The sequence below is a fragment of the Pseudomonas sp. B22129 genome, from assembly GCF_044218875.1.
GTDB lineage: Bacteria > Pseudomonadota > Gammaproteobacteria > Pseudomonadales > Pseudomonadaceae > Aquipseudomonas.
This window is the reverse complement of record NZ_CP162592.1, coordinates 4,128,174-4,150,792: the sequence shown is the minus strand read 5'-3', so window position 1 is coordinate 4,150,792 and position 22,619 is coordinate 4,128,174. Positions and strand designations below refer to the sequence as shown.

Genomic DNA, 22,619 nt, shown 5'->3' with positions numbered 1-22,619 from the left:
ATTCACCATGCTCAAGTACTTCGATCCGCATATTCACATGGTCAGCCGCACCACCGACGACTACCAGAACATGGCCGCCGCCGGGATCACCGGGGTCATTGAACCGGCGTTCTGGCAGGGCCAGGCACGCACCAGCGTGGGCAGTTTTGTCGACTACTTCGACACCCTGCTGGGCTGGGAACGCTTTCGCGCGAGCATGTTCGGCATCCACCATTTCTGCACCATCGGCCTGAACCCCAAGGAGGCCAATGACCTGTCGATCGCCAACGAAGTACTGGAGATTCTGCCGCGTTATCTGGTCAAAGACGGCGTGGTCGCCGTGGGCGAAATCGGCTACGACGACATCACCCCCGAAGAAGACCGTTTTCTCGCCGCGCAGCTGGAACTCGCCAGGCAATTCAACTTGCCGGTGCTGGTGCACACGCCGCACCGCGACAAGATCGGCGGCACCAAACGCACCCTCGCCGTGATCCGTGAAGTGGGGATCGCCGAGCACCTGGTGATCATCGACCACCTCAACGAACTGACGCTGCCGCTGGTGCTCGACAGCGACTGCTGGCGCGGCCATTCGATCTACCCCAACACCAAAATGTCCGAGCAGCGCATGGTGGCGCTGTTGCAGGAATACGGCACCGAGAAAATGGTGGTCAACAGCGCCGCCGACTGGGGCATCAGCGACCCGCTCAAAGTACCGAAAACCGGCCAGGCGATGCTCGCGGCGGGTTTCTCTGAGGCTCAGGTCGAGCAGGTGCTGTTCCACAACCCGGTGGATTTCTTTGCCCAAAGCGGCCAGCTCGACAAGGCGCTGGTCAGCACCCCATTGCCCATCGACCAGCGCAAGCAATGGCAGGAAAACTCGGCCCTGCGCGGCCAGGACCCGGTGGTCAAATGAGTGCCGTCAGCGGCTGGACCGCGAGCCAGGTCGGCTATTGCAGCAACGTGCACCCCACTCGCGACCTGGCCGGGTTGCGCGCCTCCATCGAGCAGCACTTTCAAGGTGTGCGCCGCCTGCGCGGGTTGAGCGAACAGGACAGCGGCCTGTGGATTTGCGCGCGTGCGGCCGCTGAGCTGCAAAACGAGTCGGCGCGCGCACACTTTCTGAAGCTGCTGTACAGCAGCGGCTTGCGCCTGACGTCGTTGAATGGTTTTCCCTATGGCGAGTTCCATCAGGGTGCGGTGAAAGCCGAAGTGTATTTGCCAGACTGGGCCGACCCGCAGCGGCTGGCCTACAGCCTCGACCTGGCGCGCATTCTCGCCCACGCCTTGCCACCTGACTGCCGCCAAGGGGTGATTTCCAGCGTGCCGCTGGGCTACGCCGCCACCTGGACCCCGGCGTTGCAAACCCGTGCTGACGAACACCTCAGCCAGCTCACCGCGGCGCTGGCGGACTTGCACCGCGAGACCGGCAAAAAAATCGTGTTCTGCCTGGAAATGGAACCCGACTGCGTGCTGGAAAACACCGAGCAAACCATCGCCTTCTTTCATCACCGCCAGGCCATCGATCCCAACCATGCCTACCTGGCGCTGTGTTTTGACGTGTGCCACCAAGCGGTGATGTTCGAGGACTGCTACCAGTCCCTCGACCGGCTGCGCCAGGCGCGGGTGCCGGTGGGCAAGATCCAGCTGTCCAACGCGATGATTTGCCGCTTGCCGGCCAATGATGAAAAACGTCGCGAACACGTGCTCAACACCCTCGGCAACTTTGCCGAAACCACCTACCTGCATCAGGTCAAATCCCTCGACACCCATGGCCGTCGCGTGGCCTGGCCGGACTTGCCCGCAGCGCTGGAGAATTGTGCGGGGTTCACCGAGCTGCGCATTCACTTTCACATTCCACTGTTCAGCGAACACCTGTTGTTGCCCGAGCTGAGCGGCAGCCAGGTGGCCCTGGCGCAGACCTTCGACTACCTCGCCGCCCGTGGCGATTTCCGCCCGGTGCTGGAAGTGGAGACCTACAGTTGGGGTGTGCTGCCCGCCCAACTGCGCCCGGCCAGCGAACTTGCACAACTGGAAGGTATTGCTGCCGAACTGCGCTGGGTCGAAGACCAGTTGCGCCAGCGCAACCTGCTGCAAACCCGGATAGCGGAGGCCTGCGCCGATGCCTTCTGAGCAACCGCTGCTGCTGATCAACGTGGTGGGGCTCACGCCGTCGCTGCTGGGCGAGGCGACGCCGCATATCAACACGCTGCTCAAGACCGCCAAGATGGCGACGCTGCAGCCGGTGTTCCCGGCGGTGACCTCGACGGTGCAAGCGTCGATCCTCACCGGCGCGCCGCCGTCGCAGCACGGCATCGTCGGCAATGGCTGGTACTTTCGCGACCAGGCCGAGGTGCGGTTCTGGCTGCAACCGAATGCGCTGATCCGGGGTGAAAAGGTCTGGCATACCCTCAAGCGTGAGATGCCGGGCTTTCGCTGCAGCCAGTTGTTCTGGTGGTACAACATGTACGCCGACGTCGACGCCTCCATCACGCCGCGCCCGCATTACCCGGCCGATGGGCGCAAGCAGTTTGGCCTGTATTCGTCACCGCCCGGGTTGCATGAACAGATCGAACAGCAGATTGGTGCGTTTCCGTTTCCGGGTTTCTGGGGGCCGGCGGCGGGTATTGCGTCGAGCCGCTGGATCGTGGAGTGCGCCATGGCCGAGTTCAAGATCAGCCGGCCGCATTTGCAACTGATCTACCTGCCGCACCTCGACTACAGCCTGCAACGCGTGGGGCCTGATCACCCGTCGATTACGGATGAAGTGCGCGCCATTGACGCCGAGGTCGGGCGCTTGCTCGCCTTCGCCGAAGCCGAGGGCGCGGCCGTGATGCTGCTCTCCGAATACGGCATCGAAGCCGTCGAGCAATCGGTGTCGATCAACCGCCTGTTGCGCTCCGAAGGCCTGTTGCAAGTGCGCGAATCCCTGAGTTGGGAATTGCTCGACCCCGGCGCCAGCGCGGCATTTGCGGTGGCCGACCATCAAATTGCGCATGTCTACGTGAAGCGCGCCGAGGACATCCCGCGTGTCAAAGCCCTGTTGCAGCGCCAGCCCGGCATCGAGCACGTGCTGGACAAGGCCGGGCAGCAAGCCTGGCAGCTCGACCACCCGCGCAGCGGCGAGCTGGTGGCCGTGGCCGCCAAGGGGTTCTGGTTCGATTACTACTACTGGTTCGATGACCGCAAGGCGCCGGATTTTGCGCGCACCGTGGACATTCACCGCAAGCCCGGCTACGACCCGGTCGAGCTGTTCATCGACCCGGCCATTCGTTTCCCCAAGCTGAAAGTCGCGCGGCGCCTGCTGCAAAAGCAACTCGGCTTTCGCTACTACATGGACCTGATCCCGCTGGACACCGGGCTGGTCCGTGGCAGCCACGGCCGCCTGCCCTCCAGCACGCAGACCGGCCCGCTGCTGATCACCAATTGTGATCTGCCGTTACCGCAGCATCTTGCGGCCACGGCGGTGAAACAACTGCTCCTGGAGCATTTCCTGGGGCGCCCCCACACCGAACTGGCCACAGCCAAGGAGCTTCCATGCGGCGAGCCTTATCAATAACGGTACTGAGTGCACTGGCCGGATTGGCCCAGGCCCAGACCACCACCCCCTTCGATTGCAGCAACTTCCTGCAATTTGGAGGCGACATCGACAAGACGCGAACCACCTTTACCCATAGCCCCGAGACCCTGGCCTGGAACTGGTTCGCCTGCCTGAACCAACCGGCGGCGGCGCAGAGCCCGGACTTGGTGTGGGAAACCCTGAAGCCGTCGGACCAGATCTACCTGGCCAAAGGCGCCGCGCCCCTGCCCTACGCCCAGCGCACGCCGGTGCCCGCTGCGGTGCTGAGCCAGGCCCAGGCCATGGGCATGAACACCAGCCGCCTGTTCCATAACCTTAACGCCACGCAACAGGTGGACGGGCTGATCCTGGAAATGGGCGGCCAGGTGCCGCAGGCCGAACAGGGCCAGGCGGTGCGCTTCCAGTTGCTGATGGGCGAAGACACTTTCAACTACATCGTGCAGCAGAAGGTCTACAACGTGAACGGCCAGGCCGCGCTGACAGGCGACCTGAACTTTCCCTTTACCGCATGGGAACTCAAGGCGGCCTGGCTGTGGATCGGCAACAACCCGACCTACCAGCAGCAACTGGCCAATGACGGCTACTACATCGCCCAGACCTATTACCAGCAAGGCACAGAGTACGTGGTGGGCTACGCCGCGCTGAGCGGCCTGCATGTGATCAACAAACTCAACCCGGACTGGGTGTGGACCACTTTCGAAAACCGCAACAACAGCAAGTACACCGTGACCAACGCGATTCCGCCCACGCCAATAACCAACAGCACCGGGCCGACGGCTGCGGCGCAACCGGTCAACACCACGTTCCAGGCGCAATTTCCGGCGCTGGCCCAATACGAGTTGATCGGCGTGCAGTCCAACACCAACCCGACGCTGCTGGCCAACTCCCAGCTGGAGTCGGCGTTCCAGAGCGAATCCTCGTGTTTTGCCTGCCACGGCACTGCGGCGTATTCGCCAAAGCAGGGCTACTTCAATTTCGCCCTCAACAAAAACGGCGGGATTGTCTACCCCACCGCCGCACTGCCGGCCTCCGACTTTGTCGGCTATCACAAACTGGACTTTGTCTGGTCGCTCAAACGCGCCCAGTGGCAACGCTAAGGAGCCTGACATGAGCGTATTGAATTTCCCGCGCATCTACGTCGGTGGCCATATGTTCTGGAACCCGCCGACCGCCAACAACAACGACATGTACCCGCTCTACGACGCCGTGAAAATGCGCATGAACTGGCGGTTTCTGGAGTCGTTCAACATCACCCCGTTGAACGCCGCGACCACCCTGTTGCCCTGGACCATCGCACCGCTGGCCCCTGCTCAGGTGCCGAGCTATGTGATGCAGGTGCCGGGCAATGCCGGCCAGTTGACCACACCGATGATTCCTGGCGAATGGAACCTGTTCGGTGACAACGCCTGCGGCACCGTCAGCTACAACGGGACCCAATCGGTGATCACCGGCGGCGAGCTGCCGGACGGTGGCCATGTGGGCAGCGACCCGCTGATCAACCAGAGCTTCCAGTTGCTCGGCAACCCGTTTGGCGGCGCGCCCAACTCCCCGGCGCGCTTTGTCGACGTGAGCCCGTGGCAGAACACCTTCACCGCGCTGTACTTCGACAAGCTGGTGCTGGGCGGCAGCGGTTGCAGCCTGACGCTCAACCGTGAGCACCGCATGCTCGACCGTTTCCTGAATTTCAACTGGGCCAACCTCGGCGGCCTGAGTTACGTCACCACCACCTGGCAAACCTGTTTCCCGAAAGAGAACCTCGAATGGGTGCTCGGCAGTTCGGCCCTGCTGCAAAACCTGCAGGCGCAGATGACCCAGCAAAACGCCAAGGGCCTGATGTTCCGCTTCACCACCTACCTGACCTGCTACGACAAGAACGGCATCCTCAACAACTACCCGCCTATCGACACCCACAGCTCCAGCCCCGAGGCCCAGGCCAAGGTACAGGCGATGTACCAGCAGGCGCTGGATAACGTCGGCGATATCTTTTTCAACCCGGCCTACAGCCGCACGGTCGGCACCGTGGGCCTGTGGTTTGCGGATGAGTTCCCCACCGCTCCGGCAGGCCGGCGCCTGGTGCCGGCGCAAAAGGTGCCCATCTATAAAACCTCGCCCGGTGATACCAACCCGGTACAACTCGGGGTGATTTCGGTAGAGGCCCATGGCGACACCTTGTCGCTGGACCTGGGCAATGCCTTCCCGTTCTACCCGGTCGACAAGGCCGCCGACATCCCGATTGCCGCCAAATACCAGGCCGGCAATTACCAGATCGGCATCCGCCAGGGCACGCAATTCAGCCCGTTGGCCACATTCGGTTATGCCGATTACCAGCAACTGCAATTCGACAAGCGTTCGGGCATTCTCGACCTGCCGCTCACCGTGCAGGCGCAGACACAGTTGCAAACCGGCAGCCTCGAATTGCACTGGCAAGGCACCACGCCCGTCGTGGCCGCGACCCAGCAGATGTGGACCGCCGAGGTGGTGCAAAGCGCCGGTTTCATCGACGTGGGCGACACCAAAACGCTGCAGGTCATGGTGCAATACGACGGCCTGCCCGCCCCCACCGGCACGGTGTTGTGGGTTGCGGAATACGGCAACCCCTACATGCTGTGCACCACCGATTACTACCTGGCCTTCAGTAACGCGGCGAACTTCACGCTGTTCAACAACGACCCGGCGAACCCGGCGAACAACAGCGCCAACCTGCCGCAATTCCAGGGGGTGGTCACCCTGCCCAGCCATGTCACCGACGGCACCGGGCGCCAGTTGATGGCGACGAGGTTGGCGGCGTCAGCCGACCAGACCACGCCCGTGACTTATCAAGCGTTCTTGCCGACACCCGCGTCTGTCCCGTTAAGCCCAACCCTTGCGTTTCAAAACCCGATTGCCCGGCAAGGCACGCTGCAAGACCCGCTCAACAGCACGGTGCAGTACAGCCTGACGCAGATCCAGACCGACGCCAACGGCATCGCCAACCTGACGGTCACAGCCCTGGCGCCGGGCTTTCCGACCTTGCGTTTCTTTGTGCAGGAAGGTCAGCAGGCGCCGGTGATTCCGTTCAGCTTCCCGCTGGGCCAGGCCTACACCGACTTCCTCGCGCCGCTGCGGGTGCTGCCGCAGGAACCGCAGATGCAACAGGATTTCGTCAACGCCTGGAACCTGATCTACCAGCGCGAAGACGCCGGCCAGGTGATCTGGGAGACCTTCATCTACCCCTTCATCCTGCAGCCGTTCTATTACCTGTACCCGATCATGAGCAAGTACATGCCGCTCAATAACCTCGCGCGCATCGAAGGCGCCGTCGACCAGTTGATCGTGCTGATCAGCAAGGCCTATCAGGAAGAAAGCACGCTCGCGATGCCCATCACCCGTGACATGCCGCAAAGCCGCCGTGCCGTGCTGGAGCTGTGGGCGCAGGCGCTGGTGAAGCGCAATTACCCGCCCATCCAGCTCAGCATGAGTGACTACACCTAACGCCGCACACAGGACCACCGGGTGACACACCTGTCACCCGGCTTTCAAAGGAGTGTCTTATGAACGCCAGCCTCTTGAGCCGACTGCTGTTGCTGATTGTGTTCCTCTGCCCCGCCGCGTTTGCTGCGGATGACAGCGGCGCCGTGTACTTCACCAACGGGGTGCACAACACCGAAGGGTGCAACGCGCAGAATGGCAATTGCATCGCCACACGCCTGCCCGGCGAGCCATCCGACCCGTTCTTTCCCGCGCAATGGATCAGCGACTGGACCATGTACCGGGTGATGAACAACTACGAGAAAAACCCGCCGCCCTACAGCAACCCGCCATCCACCCTGAAACCCTCTGACTACACGGTTTCACGCGGCACCAGCTACTACGACACCACCTACATCCCCGCCGATGGCGACGGTTTCGGCGCGATGCTGGAGCACTACGAGAAATACTGCCTGCCGATCTTCCCGATCAAGAACAACAACTACAGCTGCTCCTTCGTGTCACTGGGCAACAAGGCCTACTTCCTGACCTACCCCGAGGACCGCCCGAAAGACATGCCGGCCTGCTGCATGTTCTCGCCGATGAACCACCCGCCGCGCCAGGATTTCGTGCAGCACCTGCCCTACAGCGTTGAGCGCAGCAAGAACCTGGGCGGCAGCGTGCAGGCCTATGCGCTGGACCTGCAATCGCCGTCGGGGCCGATTCTGTTCGGCTATGCGTTCAACAAACAGCAGACGGGCAAACCGCCTTACCGGCTGCCGCAATCCTTCTTCTTTTCCGGCGACACCAGCGTGGCCAACGCGCCGATTGTCAGCCAGAACTACACCAACTTTCGCATCGCCAAACCCGACCCGGCCCAGACCTGGGCACAAGTCGCCGCCATGTGCCCGACCAACCCGCCGCAATGCCAACTGTTCGAGCCGCCCGCGTCCCAGAGCAACGGGCGCAAGGCGCAGTGGAACCAGTTGATGCCGCGCAAACCCTGACAGGTGAGGACAAATCGCGATGAAAAATCTATTGAGTTTTTGCCTGATGGCCCTTGGGCTGATCGGCCTGGCAGCGCAGGCGCGTGAAGAGCCGCAACCGGCCACCCTGGCCACCCAATTGAACTGCCAGCCGCCGAGTAGCGCACCCGCCGCCAACGCCGGCCAGGACCAGTTCGACCAATACAGCTGGAACATGTTTATCGCCTTGAACTGGCCCGCCCAGGACGGCCAGCGCGGCGCGCCCAATTGCAGCAAACAGCCCGGCGACCCCGGCTACACCGTGTGGCAGACCTACAAGACCGTCAGCGAAATTTTCCTGCCGGGGGCGGCCAACCCGGGGCCGTGGAACAGCCCGTTGAAGGCCAAGAGCCTGGGCATCATCAACATTGCCGCGCTGAAAAACAGCACGCTGGTCAACTCCATCGACCAGGCCGTCGGCGGCTGGCTGATCGACCAGGCGGGCAACCCGACCTATTACGATATTTCGGCTAACCAGGCGTCCTACAACTACATCGTGGGCAACACGTTCTACAACGCGAATGTGGTGTCCAGGGCCAACAACATCAACTTCCCCAACGGCGTGATCGAGATCAAATCCAGCTGGCGCATCCTGACCCCGCGTGACAATGCCAGCCATTACCTCACCCAGTTTGCGCGCGTGGCGCGGTTCAACAGCCAGGGCCAGAAGATCGGGGTCAGCGAGGCCTATTTGGGCTTGGTGGGGCTGCATATCATCACCAAGGTCAATGGCTACCCGCAGTGGATCTGGTCGACCTTCGAACAAATTGAAAACGTGCCGCCCAAGGCCAAAGTCAACGGCCAGTGGGTCGACCAACCGGTGCCGGGCATTGCGTATTCCTACTTCAATGCCGCGGCCCCCGCCGCCGCGCTGAACCAGTCGCCGTGCAACTGGCAAACCCAGGGCACGCAGCTGGTGTGCGTGCCCAAGGCCGGCACCACGTTCCAGACGCCGAACCCGCTGAACCGCGTGACGCCGATTGCCGACGTCACGAACTGGGTCAACAACAACTACCGCGCCAACCCCGGCCTGCAACGCAGCGTGTTGAAGTACTACCAGCTCGTCACCACGCAACGCCCGTTGATGCCGAACAACCCGAGCAACCCGCTGGGCCAGCCCACACCCGCGTTGTCGGCCAACGTGACCATGGAAAGCTACATCCAGCCCAACAGCAGTTGCATGAACTGCCACTCCATGGCGACGCCGGTGAAGAGCCCGTTCAAGTCGGACTTCTCGTACCTGTTCAAATTCGCCAACCCGCCTCTGACCCCTCACGCCACGGACAAGGAATAGACCATGAGCATTCTCAACGGACCACGACTGAATTTCTGGGGCGGCATCCGCACGGACGTGAGCTTGCCGAACAACTCGCCGACCATTCCGTTCAATGGCAACCCGGACTGGCCGCTGTTCGACCTGACCACTTCGACTCTGGCGCCGGGCGCGCAGCCCTACACCGACGACCAGTTGAACAACATGATCAACGCGCCCGCCGGCAACTACTACACCGCCGGTGGCTGGAACCACTACGGCCAGCATGTGGTGGACATGCAGAATGCGTTGATCAGCTCGCAAGGCAGCCCGGGCAACATCAGCACCACCGGCGATCTCATCGGCCAACCGGTGTACCTGCTCGGCTCGGTGGACCCGGTGACCGGCCAGGGCCCGGTGTCGGGCCCGATGATGGTCGACCTCGACCCGACGTCCTCGGTGACCACACAGATATTCGTCGGCGGCCTGCAAATTGGCGCCAGCAACAACATTCAGTTGCTGATTCGCAACAATGCGGTGTGCAGCAGTTTCGACGTGACCGGCCGCGTGCTCGACCCGCCGAAGATGGATGCGCCAGGCTCGTTCCATGCCAGCGGCACCTTTCAACTGACCTTCCCGTTGAGCAGCATCGTCAGCTGGAACCAGAACAGCGCCGGTTTGAAGTCGATCATCCAGGCGCCCGGTGCCACCGGTATTGTGCTGCGTTTCGTGATGTTCGAGATGTGCCCGCAAATGACCACGCCACAACTGGACGCGGATTACGCCGCGAAAAAATTCACCCCCAATCCAAGCATTGGCCGGGTGATCGGCACGCTGGCCCCGGCCTTCGCCGGCGAGCCGCTGAGCTGTCAGCCGGGCCGGCAAATCGTCAACCTCAGCACCGGCAACGCCGCTTATGCAGCGCTGGGCAATAGCGGCTTGTTGAGCCTGGACATGGTGAATGTCATCCCCAAACAAACCTTCCGTGCCGTGCGGGATGACATCACCAGCCCCATCGGCCCGAATGCGAACTACGGGCCGGTGACGATTGCCGCCGGGGGCACTGCGCTGACCACCCTCAACCCGACCGCGAGCCCCTTGGTCAATTACTACGTGTACGGCGGGATTGTCGACCTGCCGTTGAACACCAGCCAGCAGCAGGCGGTGAGGACCACCGCGCTGACCATCACCGGCCCGACGGCGGTGAACGGCAAGACGCTTAACGCCATCGAGTCGACCTACCGGGTGTATGCCGATCAGCGCAACGTATACCTGGAAGACTACCCAAACGGGCTGACGATCAACTTGCGGGTCAGCTACCTGGGTGGGCCGGTGCCCAGCGCCACCAAAATCAGCGTACAAGCCAGTGCGCCGGGGACCTATGAGGGCAAGCAGTACACCGACTTCCTGAATTTTCCGGCGTCAATGACGCTGAATGCCGGCCAACAGGCGCTGAGCTTTCCCGTCACGCTGAAATCAGGCAGCGCGGCCCAGGCCGGGTTTGTCTCGCTGACGTGCACGGCGAATGGCGTGGACAACGGCGCGTTTTTCACCAACTTGCGCAAATACGCGCAAACCGACTTTGGCATCGCCAAGGGCAGCATCATCACCTGGCAACAGGTGTACCCCAACGTGCTGCGCTTTCATTACCTGGCCTTCCCGGCCATGTCGCGCTACGTGCCGTTGAACCAGCCGGACGCAATCATGGCGGCAAAAAACGCCATCCTCGCGCGCACCGCAGACGCCTACAAAGGCACCACGCTGTTCATGCCGGTGGTGCGTTCGATGTCGCCTGCGCAGCGTGCCTTGCTGCGCGCCTACCTCACGGGCAGCCCGTGGCAGCCACCGCAATAGGAGGGAAACCCGATGAGCATTCATATTCCTGCGCAGCCCACCGAGACCCTGCGCCCCAGTCAATGGATTGCCGAAGGCCTGCTCAACCCGCGCGGCCTGTGCCTGCAAGCCGATGGCAGCCTGTTATTGGCTGAAGCCGGCTCAGGTTTGCCCGACCAGCCGTTCAGCGGCCGCATCAGCCGGCTGGCGCCTGACCCGCAAAGACCCGGCGCCTACCTGCGCGGTGAAGTCGTCGCCCAAGGGTTTCGCGCGATGAACATGCAGGCGCGCATGCTGCGCGATGAAATCATGGGATTGTCCGATATTGCCAGTGGTGACGGGCGCTGCCTGGCCAGCCAGACCGATTATGTCGGCGGCTCCAAACTGCTCGACCTGCAATACAGCCCGCCAGAGCCGGTGTTTCATAGCCGCGGCAATCTGAATGCGCTGTGCTACCACCCGACGCGGCGCAGCTGGTTGGCGGTCAAGCCCGATACCAACCAGCTGGTGGAATTTCGCGATGGCGAGGAAGAACGCGTGCTGGCGCAACTCCCCGAACTGGACCAGGACCAGGAAGCCGTCCCCGTCACGTTGGTGTACGAGCCCGAGACCGACGCAGTGCTGATCAGCCTGTTCTCCGGTGAATTGCAGGGCGACCCGGCGCGCAAGGGCATCGACTTTGCGGACTTCGCGGGCCAGGTGATCCGGGTTCACCCCGCCAACGGACAGATGGAGGTGGTGATACGCGGCCTGCAACTGCCCACCGGGCTGGCGCTGTGCCCGAACGGCAACCTGTTGGTGCTGGAGCTGTGCAGCCATTTGCAACAACCCTTGCCGCCGGGCTGGGATGGCGAACCGCTGCATGGCGGTTTCACCCGGTTCAGCGGGCGGTTGTTGCGGTGCAACCTGCACAATGGGCACGTCGAAGTGCTGGCGCGCGGGCTGGATACCCCGTCCAACCTGTGCCTGGTACCGGGGGCGGTGGTGGTGAGTGAGGGCATGGGCCTGACGGGGCGGCAGGTTCCCACGCCAGACAACCGAGTGGTGCCATTGAGCGGCAGATTGCGGCGGGTGGAACTGTAGAGTCATTCAGACTCAGGCAGGTAGCACTGCGGCGTCCAGCAGCAAAACGGTTGCAGGCCCGGCACGGAAAGACGGGTTATGCCTGGCCGCCTCGACCATATGCGCCGCCTTGTGGTGGGCATCCAGTGAGTCTTTGGACGCCCACTTCTCGATCAACACAAAACTGTCAGGGTTGCCGACGACCGGATGCAAATCGTATTGCAGGCATCCCTCCTCGGCCCTGACCTGAGGCGCCAGTTTCGCAAACGCAGCCAACTGCTGCGAACCTTTGCCGGGCTGGGCGGTGATAATGACGACAAGCCGCACTTCATCTGACATGAAAACACCTTTGCACAGGTTGGGCAGGAAGCAAGCACACTACGCGAGCACACCGCCGCATTGCAAAAAACATAATGCGCACGCCAATTTCACACGGTTTTCACAGTCGGGCGCCTAGTTTGAACTCAGCTCCTAAGCGAACACCTTTTAAGCCCGCGCCCCCATCGTGGGCTTTTCTTTGTCTGCCATTGGCTGAATAGCCGTTTGCGAGCCCGCGCGATAGACATGCTTAAATGCACCCACTATCACAACGGCAAAGGGAATTGGCAGATGAAGACATACCTCCTCATCGCAGCATTGGCACTGGTCACGGGCTGCAGCACCGGGCCTTATCTGCACCCCGAATCCAGCATTGGCCAGAACGCCCTGCTCTCACGCACCTGCCCCGGCGCGCACGCAGCCATCAGCGTCATGCCCGCTTCGCAAGCGCTCAACTGGGTTCGCGTGCTGGTGTATGTGGCGCCACCCGGCACGCCGAGTTGGCCGGGTAATGTCAAATCAGCCGATGCGGAACTTCGCCTGTTTGGCCGCCTTTATAAACCAGCTTTGGACAACGGGCAGACGCCGCTCTGGGTCAGCGCCGCATCACCTGAAGTCACTGTACAACTGGCGTCCGGGCAGACCTATCAGGTCAGCGTCGAGCGTTTGAAAACCGGGTTTGATCCCAGAGACATCAACAACTCCGACAGCAAGGGCACGCCCTTGGGCAAAGGTGACCTGGATGACTTTACCCTGACCTTTCCGGCTATTTTTGTGAATGGCGAGAAAGTCCCCATGGCGCCGATTCACTTCAAGAAACGTGAGGAGCGTTATACGCCGGTGCTCAACTGTTGAGCCCTGCCCGTCATTGCAGTGGCAGCTTATCCAATGCGCAGCCACGCTCTACTTTCGGCTCGTCTGCGACGGGGACGCGTAAGCCTGAATCCGCGTTGAAAATAGTGATATGGCAACCACTCAAGGCCGACGGGTCATCGACAATCCCGCCCTTGATCACGTACCGCGCACCCGGCGCAAACTCACTGACGAAACCTATCCTGCACGTGCGGTTGGCGTTGGCCCAGCCGCGCATGACCAGATGCAGCGGCTTGCCGGCTTCGATCGGAAAGTAACCTGGCGGATTCGAGGTGTTTTTGTAGACCGAGACCAACTGCCCACCCGGCACAACTTCCACGGTTCTACCGTATTTACAGCCCAGGGTCGGCGCTTCGGACAGGTTCAGGGCGTTGCGATGGTTGTCCAGGGCGTCCAGTTCGCTGCGGATCTGCGCCTGGGGTGCGCCGTCGGGCACGAGGTATCTGGGTGCCGGGGTGCAACCGGCGAGCAGTGCGATTGAAAGCAAGCAAAGAGGCTTCATGACGTCCCTGTTTTTTCGGTTTCGGTTGGAGGCAGCTTGAGCCTCGGGCACTGTACACCTCGTGCGCAGGGCGACCTACCCCTTCCCGGGCTGGCATCGCCCAGCCAGGCAAGGATGACGTCATGCAGGCTCAGCAGGTTCAACCCCCTCAAGGCTCTGCATCAGCCAACGCATGGAATGGCTGTCAGGCAGGTGAGACAACGTCGACTGTATCTTCACTGACGAGCCCCGCCTGGACGATTCGAATACCGGCAGGGGGCATTCATACATCAGGGTATGGCGCACAAAAGGGTGGTCCCGGCACAGCGCCAGGAAGTCGATGTCTGCTTCGGCCACCAACTCGCTGTTGGCAATCACCCAGTCAAACAGCTGCTGGGCATAGTGCAGTACCGAAACGGCTTCCGCCGCCGAGTTCATCCCGGTTATGGCGTAATACCCCAGCCCATTGAGGCTTTTTTCGATGCTCAAGCGTTGTAGATGATCACGCTCGACAATCATGATCCGCAGGCGTTTGTTCGTCATAGCCCGTCGACTTTTCCGTAGCCCACCGTGAGCGGCCAGGCCAGCCAGTCGGCAGCGCTCATGGGCCCGGCATACAGGTAGCCCTGCCCAAGGGTTGCCCCCAGCTCAATCAAAGCCTGGCGCTGCATCTCGGTTTCAATGCCTTCGAGCACCACTGACATCCCCAGCGAGCAGCCGAGGGCAAGCATGTGCTGGATGATGGCCTGGCAGCGCTTGTCGCAGGCCGCCCCCCGGACAAACTCGGCATCCAGCTTGAGCTCATTGAACGGCGCCTGGCACAAGCGTTGCAGCGAGGAAAAGCCAGTACCGAAGTCATCGATGGATAATTGGCAGCCAAGCATTCTCAAGCCCACCAGGCTCTCTTGATAGACCGTGTTGGCGGTGAAGGCCCCGCGCTCGGTCAACTCGAACATCAAACCACTGGCCGGCATGCCATGGCTCTTCAATACCGCGGCCAGCCTGGAAACCAGCGTCGGATTGGCCAGTTGTTCCACTTCGAGGTTATAGGCAAATGCAACACTGCGGCCTTGCTTCTTCAGGGTCTTTTGCAACGCCAAACCCTGATGGAGCTGAGAAAACAACAACTCGTTCAACAACCCGCACCGCTCCAGAACCGGCATGAACACCGCGGGAGGCAGCACGCCGCGCCGAGGATGGAGCCAGCGTGCCAAGACCTCGGCACCGACAACCTCATTCGTCTGCAAATTGAACTTGGGTTGGAAATAAGGCTGGATATGGCCTTCCAGCAACGCCTTGCGTACTTCCAATTCACTGGCCTGCGCACGAAAGGAACCCCCGGGGTCCCGGGCCACCGATTTGCAGGGGTACAGCGCCAACAGCTTGCTCAATTGATCCTGCTGCAAAGGCTTTTCCAGGGTACCCAGCAACGCCATGCCCAACTGCGGCACCAACGCTTCCACGGCCAGTTGCACGTCGGGGTTCAAGGCGCTGCTGAGCACCAGTGAACGCACGTTGTGTTTCTGCCCGCACTGGCGCAAAAACAGCAGGCTGTCGAGGCTGTCCATGCGCACCTCGCACAGTAAAATGTCGACCCGCTGGCCACCCTGCAACAGGTTATGCGCCTGCTTGATCGTGGCGGCGCTCAACACGTTGAACTCGCCGGAGCGCTCGAGCATCATCACCGCGATAGAGCGTTGAAAGGCGTGTTCTTCAAGAACCAGAATGGTGGTGGCCGGGACGTTCATAAGGCGCTCACAAAGATGCAGGGCGCCAGTATGCGAATTTGAGAGGCGGGCTTCAGTCAGGCACGGCCTGAGGAAGGCGGAGTATTTTCCGATTCATCGAAGGAAATGCCCTACACGAAAACGCCTGAGCCTGACTCAGGCCGCGCCCTCTTCCGTTAACAGCTGCTCCAGGCAATCCTCGAGAATCACCGACAGTTGCTCCATGGTCTGCTGAAGATCGTCCACCGACTGCACCAACAGCTCGGCGTCATCCGCCTTGCACGCGACCTCCAGCTGTTCACAGCATTGAATCATGCGTTCTGACTTGATGATTTTCGCCGCGCCCTTGATTCGGTGAGCCAACTCCGCCAACCCTGGACGGTCCTGTTCGCCGAACAGTTTCACCAGCCGCAACGAATCCTCTTCATTGCTCACGGCCAGGTCTGTCAGCAGCCTGCGCATGGCGACTTTGTCACCACTGGTCAACTGGTCGAGCCCGGTCAAGTCAATCGCGTCGAAATGGCTGCTCAACTGAATCGGCGGCGCCACGAAGCTGGACTCCACCAGACGCAGGCAGGCATGCAGGTCCGCCAGGCTGGCCGGTTTGAACAGGCAATCGTCTATGCCGGCCTCAAGGCACAAGCGCTTCTCTTCTTCCTGGGCATTGGCGGTAAACCCGAGGATCAGGCAAGGCAGCGCCTGCTGGTGCTGTTCAAGCTGGCGAATCAACCTGGCCAGTTCGTAGCCACTCACCACCGGCATGTTGCAGTCAGTGATGACCACATCAAACTGGCCATCGCGCCAAGCCTGCAGGCCTTTTTCGCCATCTTCGGCTTCGACGACCGAATGCCCCAGGTAACCGAGCTGCTGGGACATCAGAATACGGTTGGCCGGATAGTCATCCACTACCAGCACCCGCAGCGGACCTCCCTGGGGCTCGGCTTGCGGCACAGACACCTGCGGCGGCAATGGCGCAAGCTTGAGCAGGCTGAGCAGCACCTCGACCTGCGTCCCCTCACCCAGCTCACTGCTGAGGTTCAACTGCCCTTGCATCAGGGTGCACAACGTGCGGCTGATCAGCAGCCCCAGGCCCGACCCACGGTAAGCCGACTGCCCGCCGTCCTGGACCTGGCTGAAGGGTTTGAACAGCCGTTTCTGATTGTCTTGGGAAATACCCACGCCGGTGTCCTTGACCAGCAGCCTGAGCCCCATGCGGCTGTCATCCGCCGTCGGCAAAACATTCAGGCTCAAGTGCACATAACCCTGGCCCGTAAACTTGATGGCATTGCTCAACAGGTTGGAAAGAATCTGCTTGAAATGCAGGGGGTCCACCAACACGTCGCCGCTGGCCTGCCCATCGAACTCAAGCACCAGGTGCAAACCCTTTTGCCGGGCAACGCCGTCAAACACCTGCACGACCGACTCCACCAGCGCCCGCAGGTTGGCCCGCTGGGGCGACAGGGTCAGTTTGCCGGACTCGATTTTCACCACATCGAGAATGTCACCGATCAGGTCCAGCAGCCCGTGGGCCGAGCGTGAGGCCACCTCTATCGAAAAGCGGTCCAATACGCCCTTGTCAGCGCGTTTGAGCGCCAACTCCAGCATGCCGATTACCGCGTTCATTGGCGTGCGGATTTCGTGGCTCATGGTCGCCAGGAATGAGGTTTTCGCGCGGTTGGCGCGGTCAGCCTCGTCCTTGGCTTCTTGTAGCTGACTCATCAGGCGATGGCGTTCGCCAATGTCGATCCAACCGGCGATGACTCCGCCAATCTCTCCGCCACTCACGCGAAACGGCAACAGCCAATGCTGGGCCGTCACCTGCTTCGCCCCCTGCAGGCTGATGACGCGGTCCTCAAGCAAAGGCTCTCCCGTCTCCAGCACTCGGGCATAGGCTGCGCTGTAGCCCGGCTCGCCTTGCCAGCCGAGAATGCCTTGGGCGACGGGCTGCCCGATGACGTCATCGGAACGCTGGTCCAGTGCGCGCAGGTAGTCGGAGTTGCACATCAGCAACAGCCCGTTGCGATCACCGACATAGATCGGGTGTGGCGTGCCATCGAGCAGCACGCGCATGAATTGCATCTGCTCGGTCAGCGCTTCCTCTGCCCGCTCGCGGCGGCGGATTGATTTACGCAGGCAGGAAATCCAGTACAACGCGATCAGCAGCAAAATCGCCGCACCGACAAACCCCTGGATAATCGTGTTCCGGTGGCGCCGCCAGGAGGATTCGTCGATGGTCACCTCGTAGTGCCAACGGTTGACCAACTGGTCGAACTCCTCGGGAGAAATCGCCGCCAGGGATTTGTTCAGCACCGAGTACATGTCCTGCGAGCCATGATTGACCGCGAAAGCATACTGCGCCGTCACATCGCCCACCGAGCCGATGATCTTTATCTGGGCCGGCGAATTGCGCCGAACCCAGTAGCTGGCATGCATCAACGTATTGAGCGAGGCATCGACCTTGCCGTCAGTAACCAGCGACATCGCCCTGACCCCCGTCGGCACTTCCACCAGGTTGACCGCGCGATAGCGCTCCACGAGGTACTCGCGTTCAGTATGGTCCTGACGCAACGCGAGTTTTTTACCGGCCAGATCGTCGAGGCCGGTAATGTCTGTCCGGTTGCTCTGGCCGACCAGCACAAAGGGGCTGGCAAAGTATGAGCGGGTAAAATTGAACATCTCGTTATGCACCGAGGTGCGATTGAACCCCGCCAGCACGTCGACCTGCCGGTTGTTCAGCGCACGGCTGAGCTCATCGATATCTTGCAGACGGACAATTTCAAACTGCAAACCGGTCAGCGTGCTGATCTTCTTCAGCACCTCATCGGTCACGCCTTGGTAATGGCCGGCCTGGTCAAAAAAAGACAAAGGCGGATAGTCATCCAACACGCCGATTTTCAGCTTTCTGTGCGCCTCCAGCCAGCGCCGCTCCCGCGGGCTGAAATCGACGGTTTGGGCCCAGGGCAGATTGACCGCGCCGGCGCTCCAGCGTCTGAGGATGGTCAGGTATTTCCACGAAGGGATGGCTTCCAGGGTCTTGTTGATGATGCGCAACAGGGATTGATTGCCCGGCAACAGCACAAACGCCACATCGTCATAGGAGATATGCGCAAAGCTGTTGATCTGCACGTTGCCCGGGTAGTACTTGTTGATCACATAGCCGGTGGTGATCCCGTCCCCGAGGAACACGTCGGCCTGCCCGAACGCCACTGCACCCAGCGCACTCAGCTCCGAGGTATACAACTTCAACGTGGCGTCGGGATAAAGGCCCTTGATCATCTGCGCCGGTAAAAAGTGGTCGTACATGGCCAGGCGCTTGCCGGCCAGCGTGCTGTCGAGCGGCGTGTTACCCGTTTGTGTACTCACCGCCAGCATCGCCTGGCTATCGGCATAGGGCCGCGACAGGGCCAGTTCCGGATCGGCGGACTCAAACCCGGTCGAGGACCCCAGCAGGTCGATCTTGCCTTGTTTGAGGGCCTCGATGGACTCTTCGCGGGAATCGAAACGCAGCACCTCGACCCGGATGCTCAACAACTCGGACAACAGCCCGGCATAGTCGGCGGTATACCCTTCGTAGGTGCCATCGTCTGACGTAATGTCCAGCGGCGCCGAATCCGGGGCCGAAACCCCCAGGCGCAAAACCCCTTTGGCGCGCAGCCAGCGCCAGTCCTCCTCATCCAGCGCAAGGCTCAAGCCCGCAGCGCTGGAGCGGCTGAACAGTTTGAACGGTTCGGCCACCCCATAGGCAGTCGACACCAGCAGCAAGCTGCCGAGCAACAGCACCACGTGGGCGATAGCGCGCAGGTTCATGGGCCGCTAAATCAGGTGATTGCGACGGGCAAAATCAGCGAGGTACACCAAGGACTTGACCTTGAGCTTCTCGATCAGGCGGGCCTTGTAGGTACTGACCGTTTTGCTGCTGATCAACATGGCTTCGCTGATTTCCTTGTTGCTCATGCCTCGGGACAGCTGCTGCAGGATCGACAATTCGCGATCCGAGAGCTTCTGGATCAGGCCTTGGTCACTGACATCCGAATCATCCCGGCGCACGGTGCTCATCGCCAGGTTGGGGAAAAAGGTATAACCCGACATGATGGCTTTGACCGCCCGGCCCAAGTCCACTTCATCCCCGGTTTTCGCCAGGTAACCCGCCGCGCCGGCCTTCATGCAACGCATCGAATAGAACTCGGCATTCAACGAGGTCAGGACCAGGATCCGGATGGGCAGGCCCAGGGTACCGATGCGGTTGATGACTTCCAGCCCATCGAGCAGGGGCAACGCAATGTCCAGTACCATCAGGTCTGGCAACAACGTCTTGGCCTGATGGATCGCCTCTATACCGTCCGCGGCCAGCCCCACCACCTCCAGCCCTTCTTTTTCAAGCGCCAACTTGATCGCCGAGCGAATGAACGGATGGTCATCGACTACCAGTGCTTTCATGTAAGCCTCTTAAGGATGGGCGCCCGCTCGCTTGGAGAGCCGTGGAGCCAAGCTGACAGCAGCCCAGCCGACAATATAGTCAAAAAACCTTCAGCGCGGCGCAACGGCATCGAAGATCATCCGCACATTGCCATAGTAAGTCCCGGCCTCATACCCATTGGCCGGGCGCACCGGTTGAATCTCCAGGGGCACGCGTGCGCCGATACGGGCCGCCGGTTCAGTGACCACCGTGCGGATATTATTTCGCTGCACCAACAAGTCGACCCCGTTGAAGCGTACATTGAGGCTGAACGTGGCACTGCCATTGCTCATGGTCGGTGCCGAATCCAGGTAAGCACTGATCGCGCCCGCGCTGTTCTTGACATCGAAATCGGCCACCAGCGGCCGCAGGTCATTCCTGCGTACATCCCACTCCAGCACTTGCTCGTGAGTCAGTACCTGCGGGTTGACCGGCAACACGTGAAAGTCGACCGTTGGAATACTGACCGACAGATCAAAACGCTTACGCTCCACGGCGGCGAAGACGCTCATGCTGCACAAGGTCAACGCCCCCACTGTTGCGCACAACAGTACCCACTTGAATAACCTGTCCATGGACCGTCCCTTAGTGTCAGGCGCCTGTAACGTCATGGCTAACCTTTGATGGTCAGCACCTTTTTCGTCGAACCTTCGATCAGGGTGAATCGGTACTCACGCCCCGACTGCTTGTCGAACTCGAACGCTTTGCCCGGCAACACGTGGTGTTTGGTCGTCGGTTTGCAGTCCACGTCCTTGCCCAGCGGGCAGTCCTTGAACTCATCGATGATCACCACGCTATTGCCTTTATTGGTCATCAGGTAGCGGGACGCAGCCTCGCTGACCTGAGTGTCGAATTGGGTGTGGGTCGGCCTGACAAAGAAAATCGTCCCGTAGCCGGCCAGCACATTGACCCCCGCGCTCAAGGTCTTCTCATAACCTGCGCGCTCCTCTTCCGCGACCGCAAACTGATCTTCCTTGGCCGGGATGACAGGCACAAAACGCACCCGGAAGTAACGCTCCTGATCACGCTGGCCCATAAATAACAGGCGAGTGCCTTGCATGCCGTTGGCCGGGACGATCAAACGGGCTGGGCTGGCCATCAAACCGTTACGTGCGGCCAGCTCCGGCTGGTTTTTCACCGGGACTTCTTCGGGCATGCCTTCGGCGTTGTAGACGATTTCCAGGACATTGATCTTGACGAAGGCGGTAGTGTCACCGGCATTGAAGACGCGCTTCAAAAACGAACTTTTGTCGCCGTCGAGATAGTCATACATCACGCCGACATCGATTTGCGGGCCCGCATGAGCCACACCACTTAACAACCCAGCCACCACAATTAAAAATAACGCTTTCATGAATAAATGCTCACTCAATAGATGGATAACACTAAATAGTACTTTCCCACACCACCGTCACCGTACCGCTGTAATTGCTTCCAGGGCGCTTCAACATTTCGGCAACCGATTCTTCACTGACTTCAAACTGTAAATTTCCTGGCTGGCGCTCTATATAGCCACTGGGCTTAAAACTGTCCGCCCCCATGCCACTCACACTCAACACTTTGTTATTGACCCTGGCATTTGAACTGTCGGTAAAATTCCCTGGCAGACTCACGCTGACATTAACCGGCACAGCAAGAGCGCCACCCTTTTCTTGCAGTGCGCAACTGTCGCCGATCTGGCTTGTGCACTCTAACCTCATGGTCAGCGGCGCGTTCGACCATAGGTTGAATGTCTGATGCTTGACCAACCGGGAGAGTTTACGGCCGCGCAACAACCAATTTGCCCAGCCTTCCTGCGGAGTCAGCTCTACTCTTTGGCCCCCGGCTGGCACATCCACTCTGAACATCAGCGGGACGGTCACGGTGAAGTTAATAACCAATACATTATCGGTAACACGCCCCCCTAACGGGAGAAAGGCGATGTCTTCGCGTGCTGAACCAACGCTATACCTCACGCTCCCTCGATAGACGCCCGGCTTCATGTTCGCCGGATTTGGCGGGGTGATTTTGTAACGTAAAAACAGATCATCCATGACCACTGTTTCCATAGGCCTGGCATTTCTTCTCGTGCAAGTATCTGAAGCGTTTATCCCCCAAAAAAACATATACTTTGAACTGTTCCCACCTGAGTGGCCCACACACGAAGTTATCCCGGCAGAAAAAGTACCGCCGCCAATCCAATAACTCGGCAGGCCCATTTCCGGGGTGGGCAATGTACCGCCCACACCGTCAACCTTAAACAACATCTCACTTGTGCTGACGCCGTCTTCATGAACCAACGACACCGAGCGATTAGCCGAAGGCAACCTCAAGCCCACCTCGGAATCGATGGGTACGCCGCCTGACGATGCATACCTTATTCCGGGTATCGCAATGCGTGGCACCGCCGCCGTCGAGCACATGCTGATACCCCACGGGCAACCTGATGAGCGCGTGGTATCCAAAAAGTTATTTCTTGAACTTAAATTTTCAGATCGAAACGTTGCGGAAATTTCAACCACTTCCGCCCTGGCAGCCACAACAGGCGCCACGACTAAAAACAACAACAACACACTCAAATAACCCCTGACATTCGATAAATACTTCATG

General features: G+C 60.5%; 19 protein-coding genes. 10 read left to right on the top strand and 9 right to left on the bottom strand.

The features are described 5' to 3' along the window. Positions 1 to 7: 7 nt before the first annotated feature. From AB4P94_RS19165 to AB4P94_RS19125, 9 genes are read left to right on the top strand one after another with little or no spacing between them, the layout of a single operon-like run. On the top strand, positions 8 to 892 hold the full coding sequence (locus AB4P94_RS19165) for a TatD family hydrolase (RefSeq protein WP_395606911.1): 885 nt from the start codon (positions 8 to 10) through the stop codon (positions 890 to 892). Continuing rightward, positions 889 to 2,109, top strand: a complete 1,221-nt coding sequence (gene eboE, locus AB4P94_RS19160; RefSeq protein WP_395606910.1) for a metabolite traffic protein EboE — start codon at positions 889 to 891, stop codon at positions 2,107 to 2,109. The genes AB4P94_RS19165 and eboE overlap by 4 nt, the downstream gene beginning before the upstream one ends. Beyond that, complete coding sequence (locus tag AB4P94_RS19155; RefSeq protein WP_395606909.1) at positions 2,099 to 3,535, top strand: alkaline phosphatase family protein; 1,437 nt, start codon at positions 2,099 to 2,101, stop codon at positions 3,533 to 3,535. The genes eboE and AB4P94_RS19155 overlap by 11 nt, the downstream gene beginning before the upstream one ends. Continuing rightward, positions 3,514 to 4,653, top strand: a complete 1,140-nt coding sequence (locus AB4P94_RS19150) for a hypothetical protein (protein WP_395606908.1) — start codon at positions 3,514 to 3,516, stop codon at positions 4,651 to 4,653. The genes AB4P94_RS19155 and AB4P94_RS19150 overlap by 22 nt, the downstream gene beginning before the upstream one ends. 10 nt (positions 4,654 to 4,663) lie before the next feature. After that, positions 4,664 to 7,027, top strand: coding sequence for a hypothetical protein (locus AB4P94_RS19145; RefSeq protein ID WP_395606907.1), 2,364 nt, complete (start codon positions 4,664 to 4,666; stop codon positions 7,025 to 7,027). 59 nt (positions 7,028 to 7,086) lie between these two features. Continuing rightward, positions 7,087 to 8,010, top strand: coding sequence for a hypothetical protein (locus tag AB4P94_RS19140; protein WP_395606906.1), 924 nt, complete (start codon positions 7,087 to 7,089; stop codon positions 8,008 to 8,010). Positions 8,011 to 8,029: 19 nt separating this feature from the next. Continuing rightward, positions 8,030 to 9,322 (top strand): hypothetical protein, encoded by a 1,293-nt coding sequence (locus AB4P94_RS19135; protein WP_395606905.1) that lies wholly within the window; start codon positions 8,030 to 8,032, stop codon positions 9,320 to 9,322. 3 nt (positions 9,323 to 9,325) lie between these two features. Further along, on the top strand, positions 9,326 to 11,134 hold the full coding sequence (locus AB4P94_RS19130) for a hypothetical protein (protein ID WP_395606904.1): 1,809 nt from the start codon (positions 9,326 to 9,328) through the stop codon (positions 11,132 to 11,134). A 12-nt stretch (positions 11,135 to 11,146) separates the two neighbouring features. Then, positions 11,147 to 12,196: a hypothetical protein gene (locus tag AB4P94_RS19125; protein ID WP_395606903.1), complete on the top strand. Its 1,050-nt coding sequence runs from the start codon at positions 11,147 to 11,149 to the stop codon at positions 12,194 to 12,196. Between the two features lie 12 nt (positions 12,197 to 12,208). Here AB4P94_RS19125 and AB4P94_RS19120 read toward each other — a convergent pair whose 3' ends face one another. Further along, positions 12,209 to 12,514, bottom strand: a complete 306-nt coding sequence (locus tag AB4P94_RS19120) for a putative quinol monooxygenase (RefSeq protein WP_395606902.1) — start codon at positions 12,512 to 12,514, stop codon at positions 12,209 to 12,211. 270 nt (positions 12,515 to 12,784) lie between these two features. Between AB4P94_RS19120 and AB4P94_RS19115 the strand changes: the two genes are divergently transcribed. Beyond that, on the top strand, positions 12,785 to 13,348 hold the full coding sequence (locus AB4P94_RS19115; protein WP_395606901.1) for a hypothetical protein: 564 nt from the start codon (positions 12,785 to 12,787) through the stop codon (positions 13,346 to 13,348). 10 nt (positions 13,349 to 13,358) lie between these two features. On the opposite strand, the gene AB4P94_RS19110 is transcribed toward AB4P94_RS19115, so the two are convergent. From AB4P94_RS19110 to AB4P94_RS19075, 8 genes are all read right to left on the bottom strand, one after another. Beyond that, entirely contained in the window at positions 13,359 to 13,853 is a 495-nt protein-coding gene (locus AB4P94_RS19110; RefSeq protein ID WP_395606900.1) for a hypothetical protein, read from the bottom strand. A gap of 135 nt (positions 13,854 to 13,988) precedes the next feature. Beyond that, positions 13,989 to 14,390: a hypothetical protein gene (locus AB4P94_RS19105; protein WP_395606899.1), complete on the bottom strand. Its 402-nt coding sequence runs from the start codon at positions 14,388 to 14,390 to the stop codon at positions 13,989 to 13,991. Then, positions 14,387 to 15,595: an EAL domain-containing protein gene (locus AB4P94_RS19100; protein WP_395606898.1), complete on the bottom strand. Its 1,209-nt coding sequence runs from the start codon at positions 15,593 to 15,595 to the stop codon at positions 14,387 to 14,389. The genes AB4P94_RS19105 and AB4P94_RS19100 overlap by 4 nt, the downstream gene beginning before the upstream one ends. Positions 15,596 to 15,730: 135 nt before the next feature. Further along, the gene (locus tag AB4P94_RS19095) at positions 15,731 to 19,381 is read right to left on the bottom strand and encodes a transporter substrate-binding domain-containing protein (RefSeq protein ID WP_395606897.1); all 3,651 of its coding nucleotides are present in this window, start codon (positions 19,379 to 19,381) and stop codon (positions 15,731 to 15,733) included. A 6-nt stretch (positions 19,382 to 19,387) separates the two neighbouring features. Continuing rightward, positions 19,388 to 20,011: a response regulator gene (locus tag AB4P94_RS19090; RefSeq protein WP_395606896.1), complete on the bottom strand. Its 624-nt coding sequence runs from the start codon at positions 20,009 to 20,011 to the stop codon at positions 19,388 to 19,390. Between the two features lie 90 nt (positions 20,012 to 20,101). Beyond that, positions 20,102 to 20,605: a CS1 type fimbrial major subunit gene (locus AB4P94_RS19085; RefSeq protein ID WP_395606895.1), complete on the bottom strand. Its 504-nt coding sequence runs from the start codon at positions 20,603 to 20,605 to the stop codon at positions 20,102 to 20,104. A 38-nt stretch (positions 20,606 to 20,643) separates the two neighbouring features. After that, a complete protein-coding gene (locus AB4P94_RS19080) occupies positions 20,644 to 21,384 on the bottom strand; it encodes a molecular chaperone (protein WP_395606894.1) in 741 nt (246 codons plus the stop codon). A gap of 31 nt (positions 21,385 to 21,415) precedes the next feature. After that, entirely contained in the window at positions 21,416 to 22,618 is a 1,203-nt protein-coding gene (locus tag AB4P94_RS19075; RefSeq protein ID WP_395606893.1) for a hypothetical protein, read from the bottom strand. Between the last annotated feature and the right edge of the window lies 1 nt (position 22,619).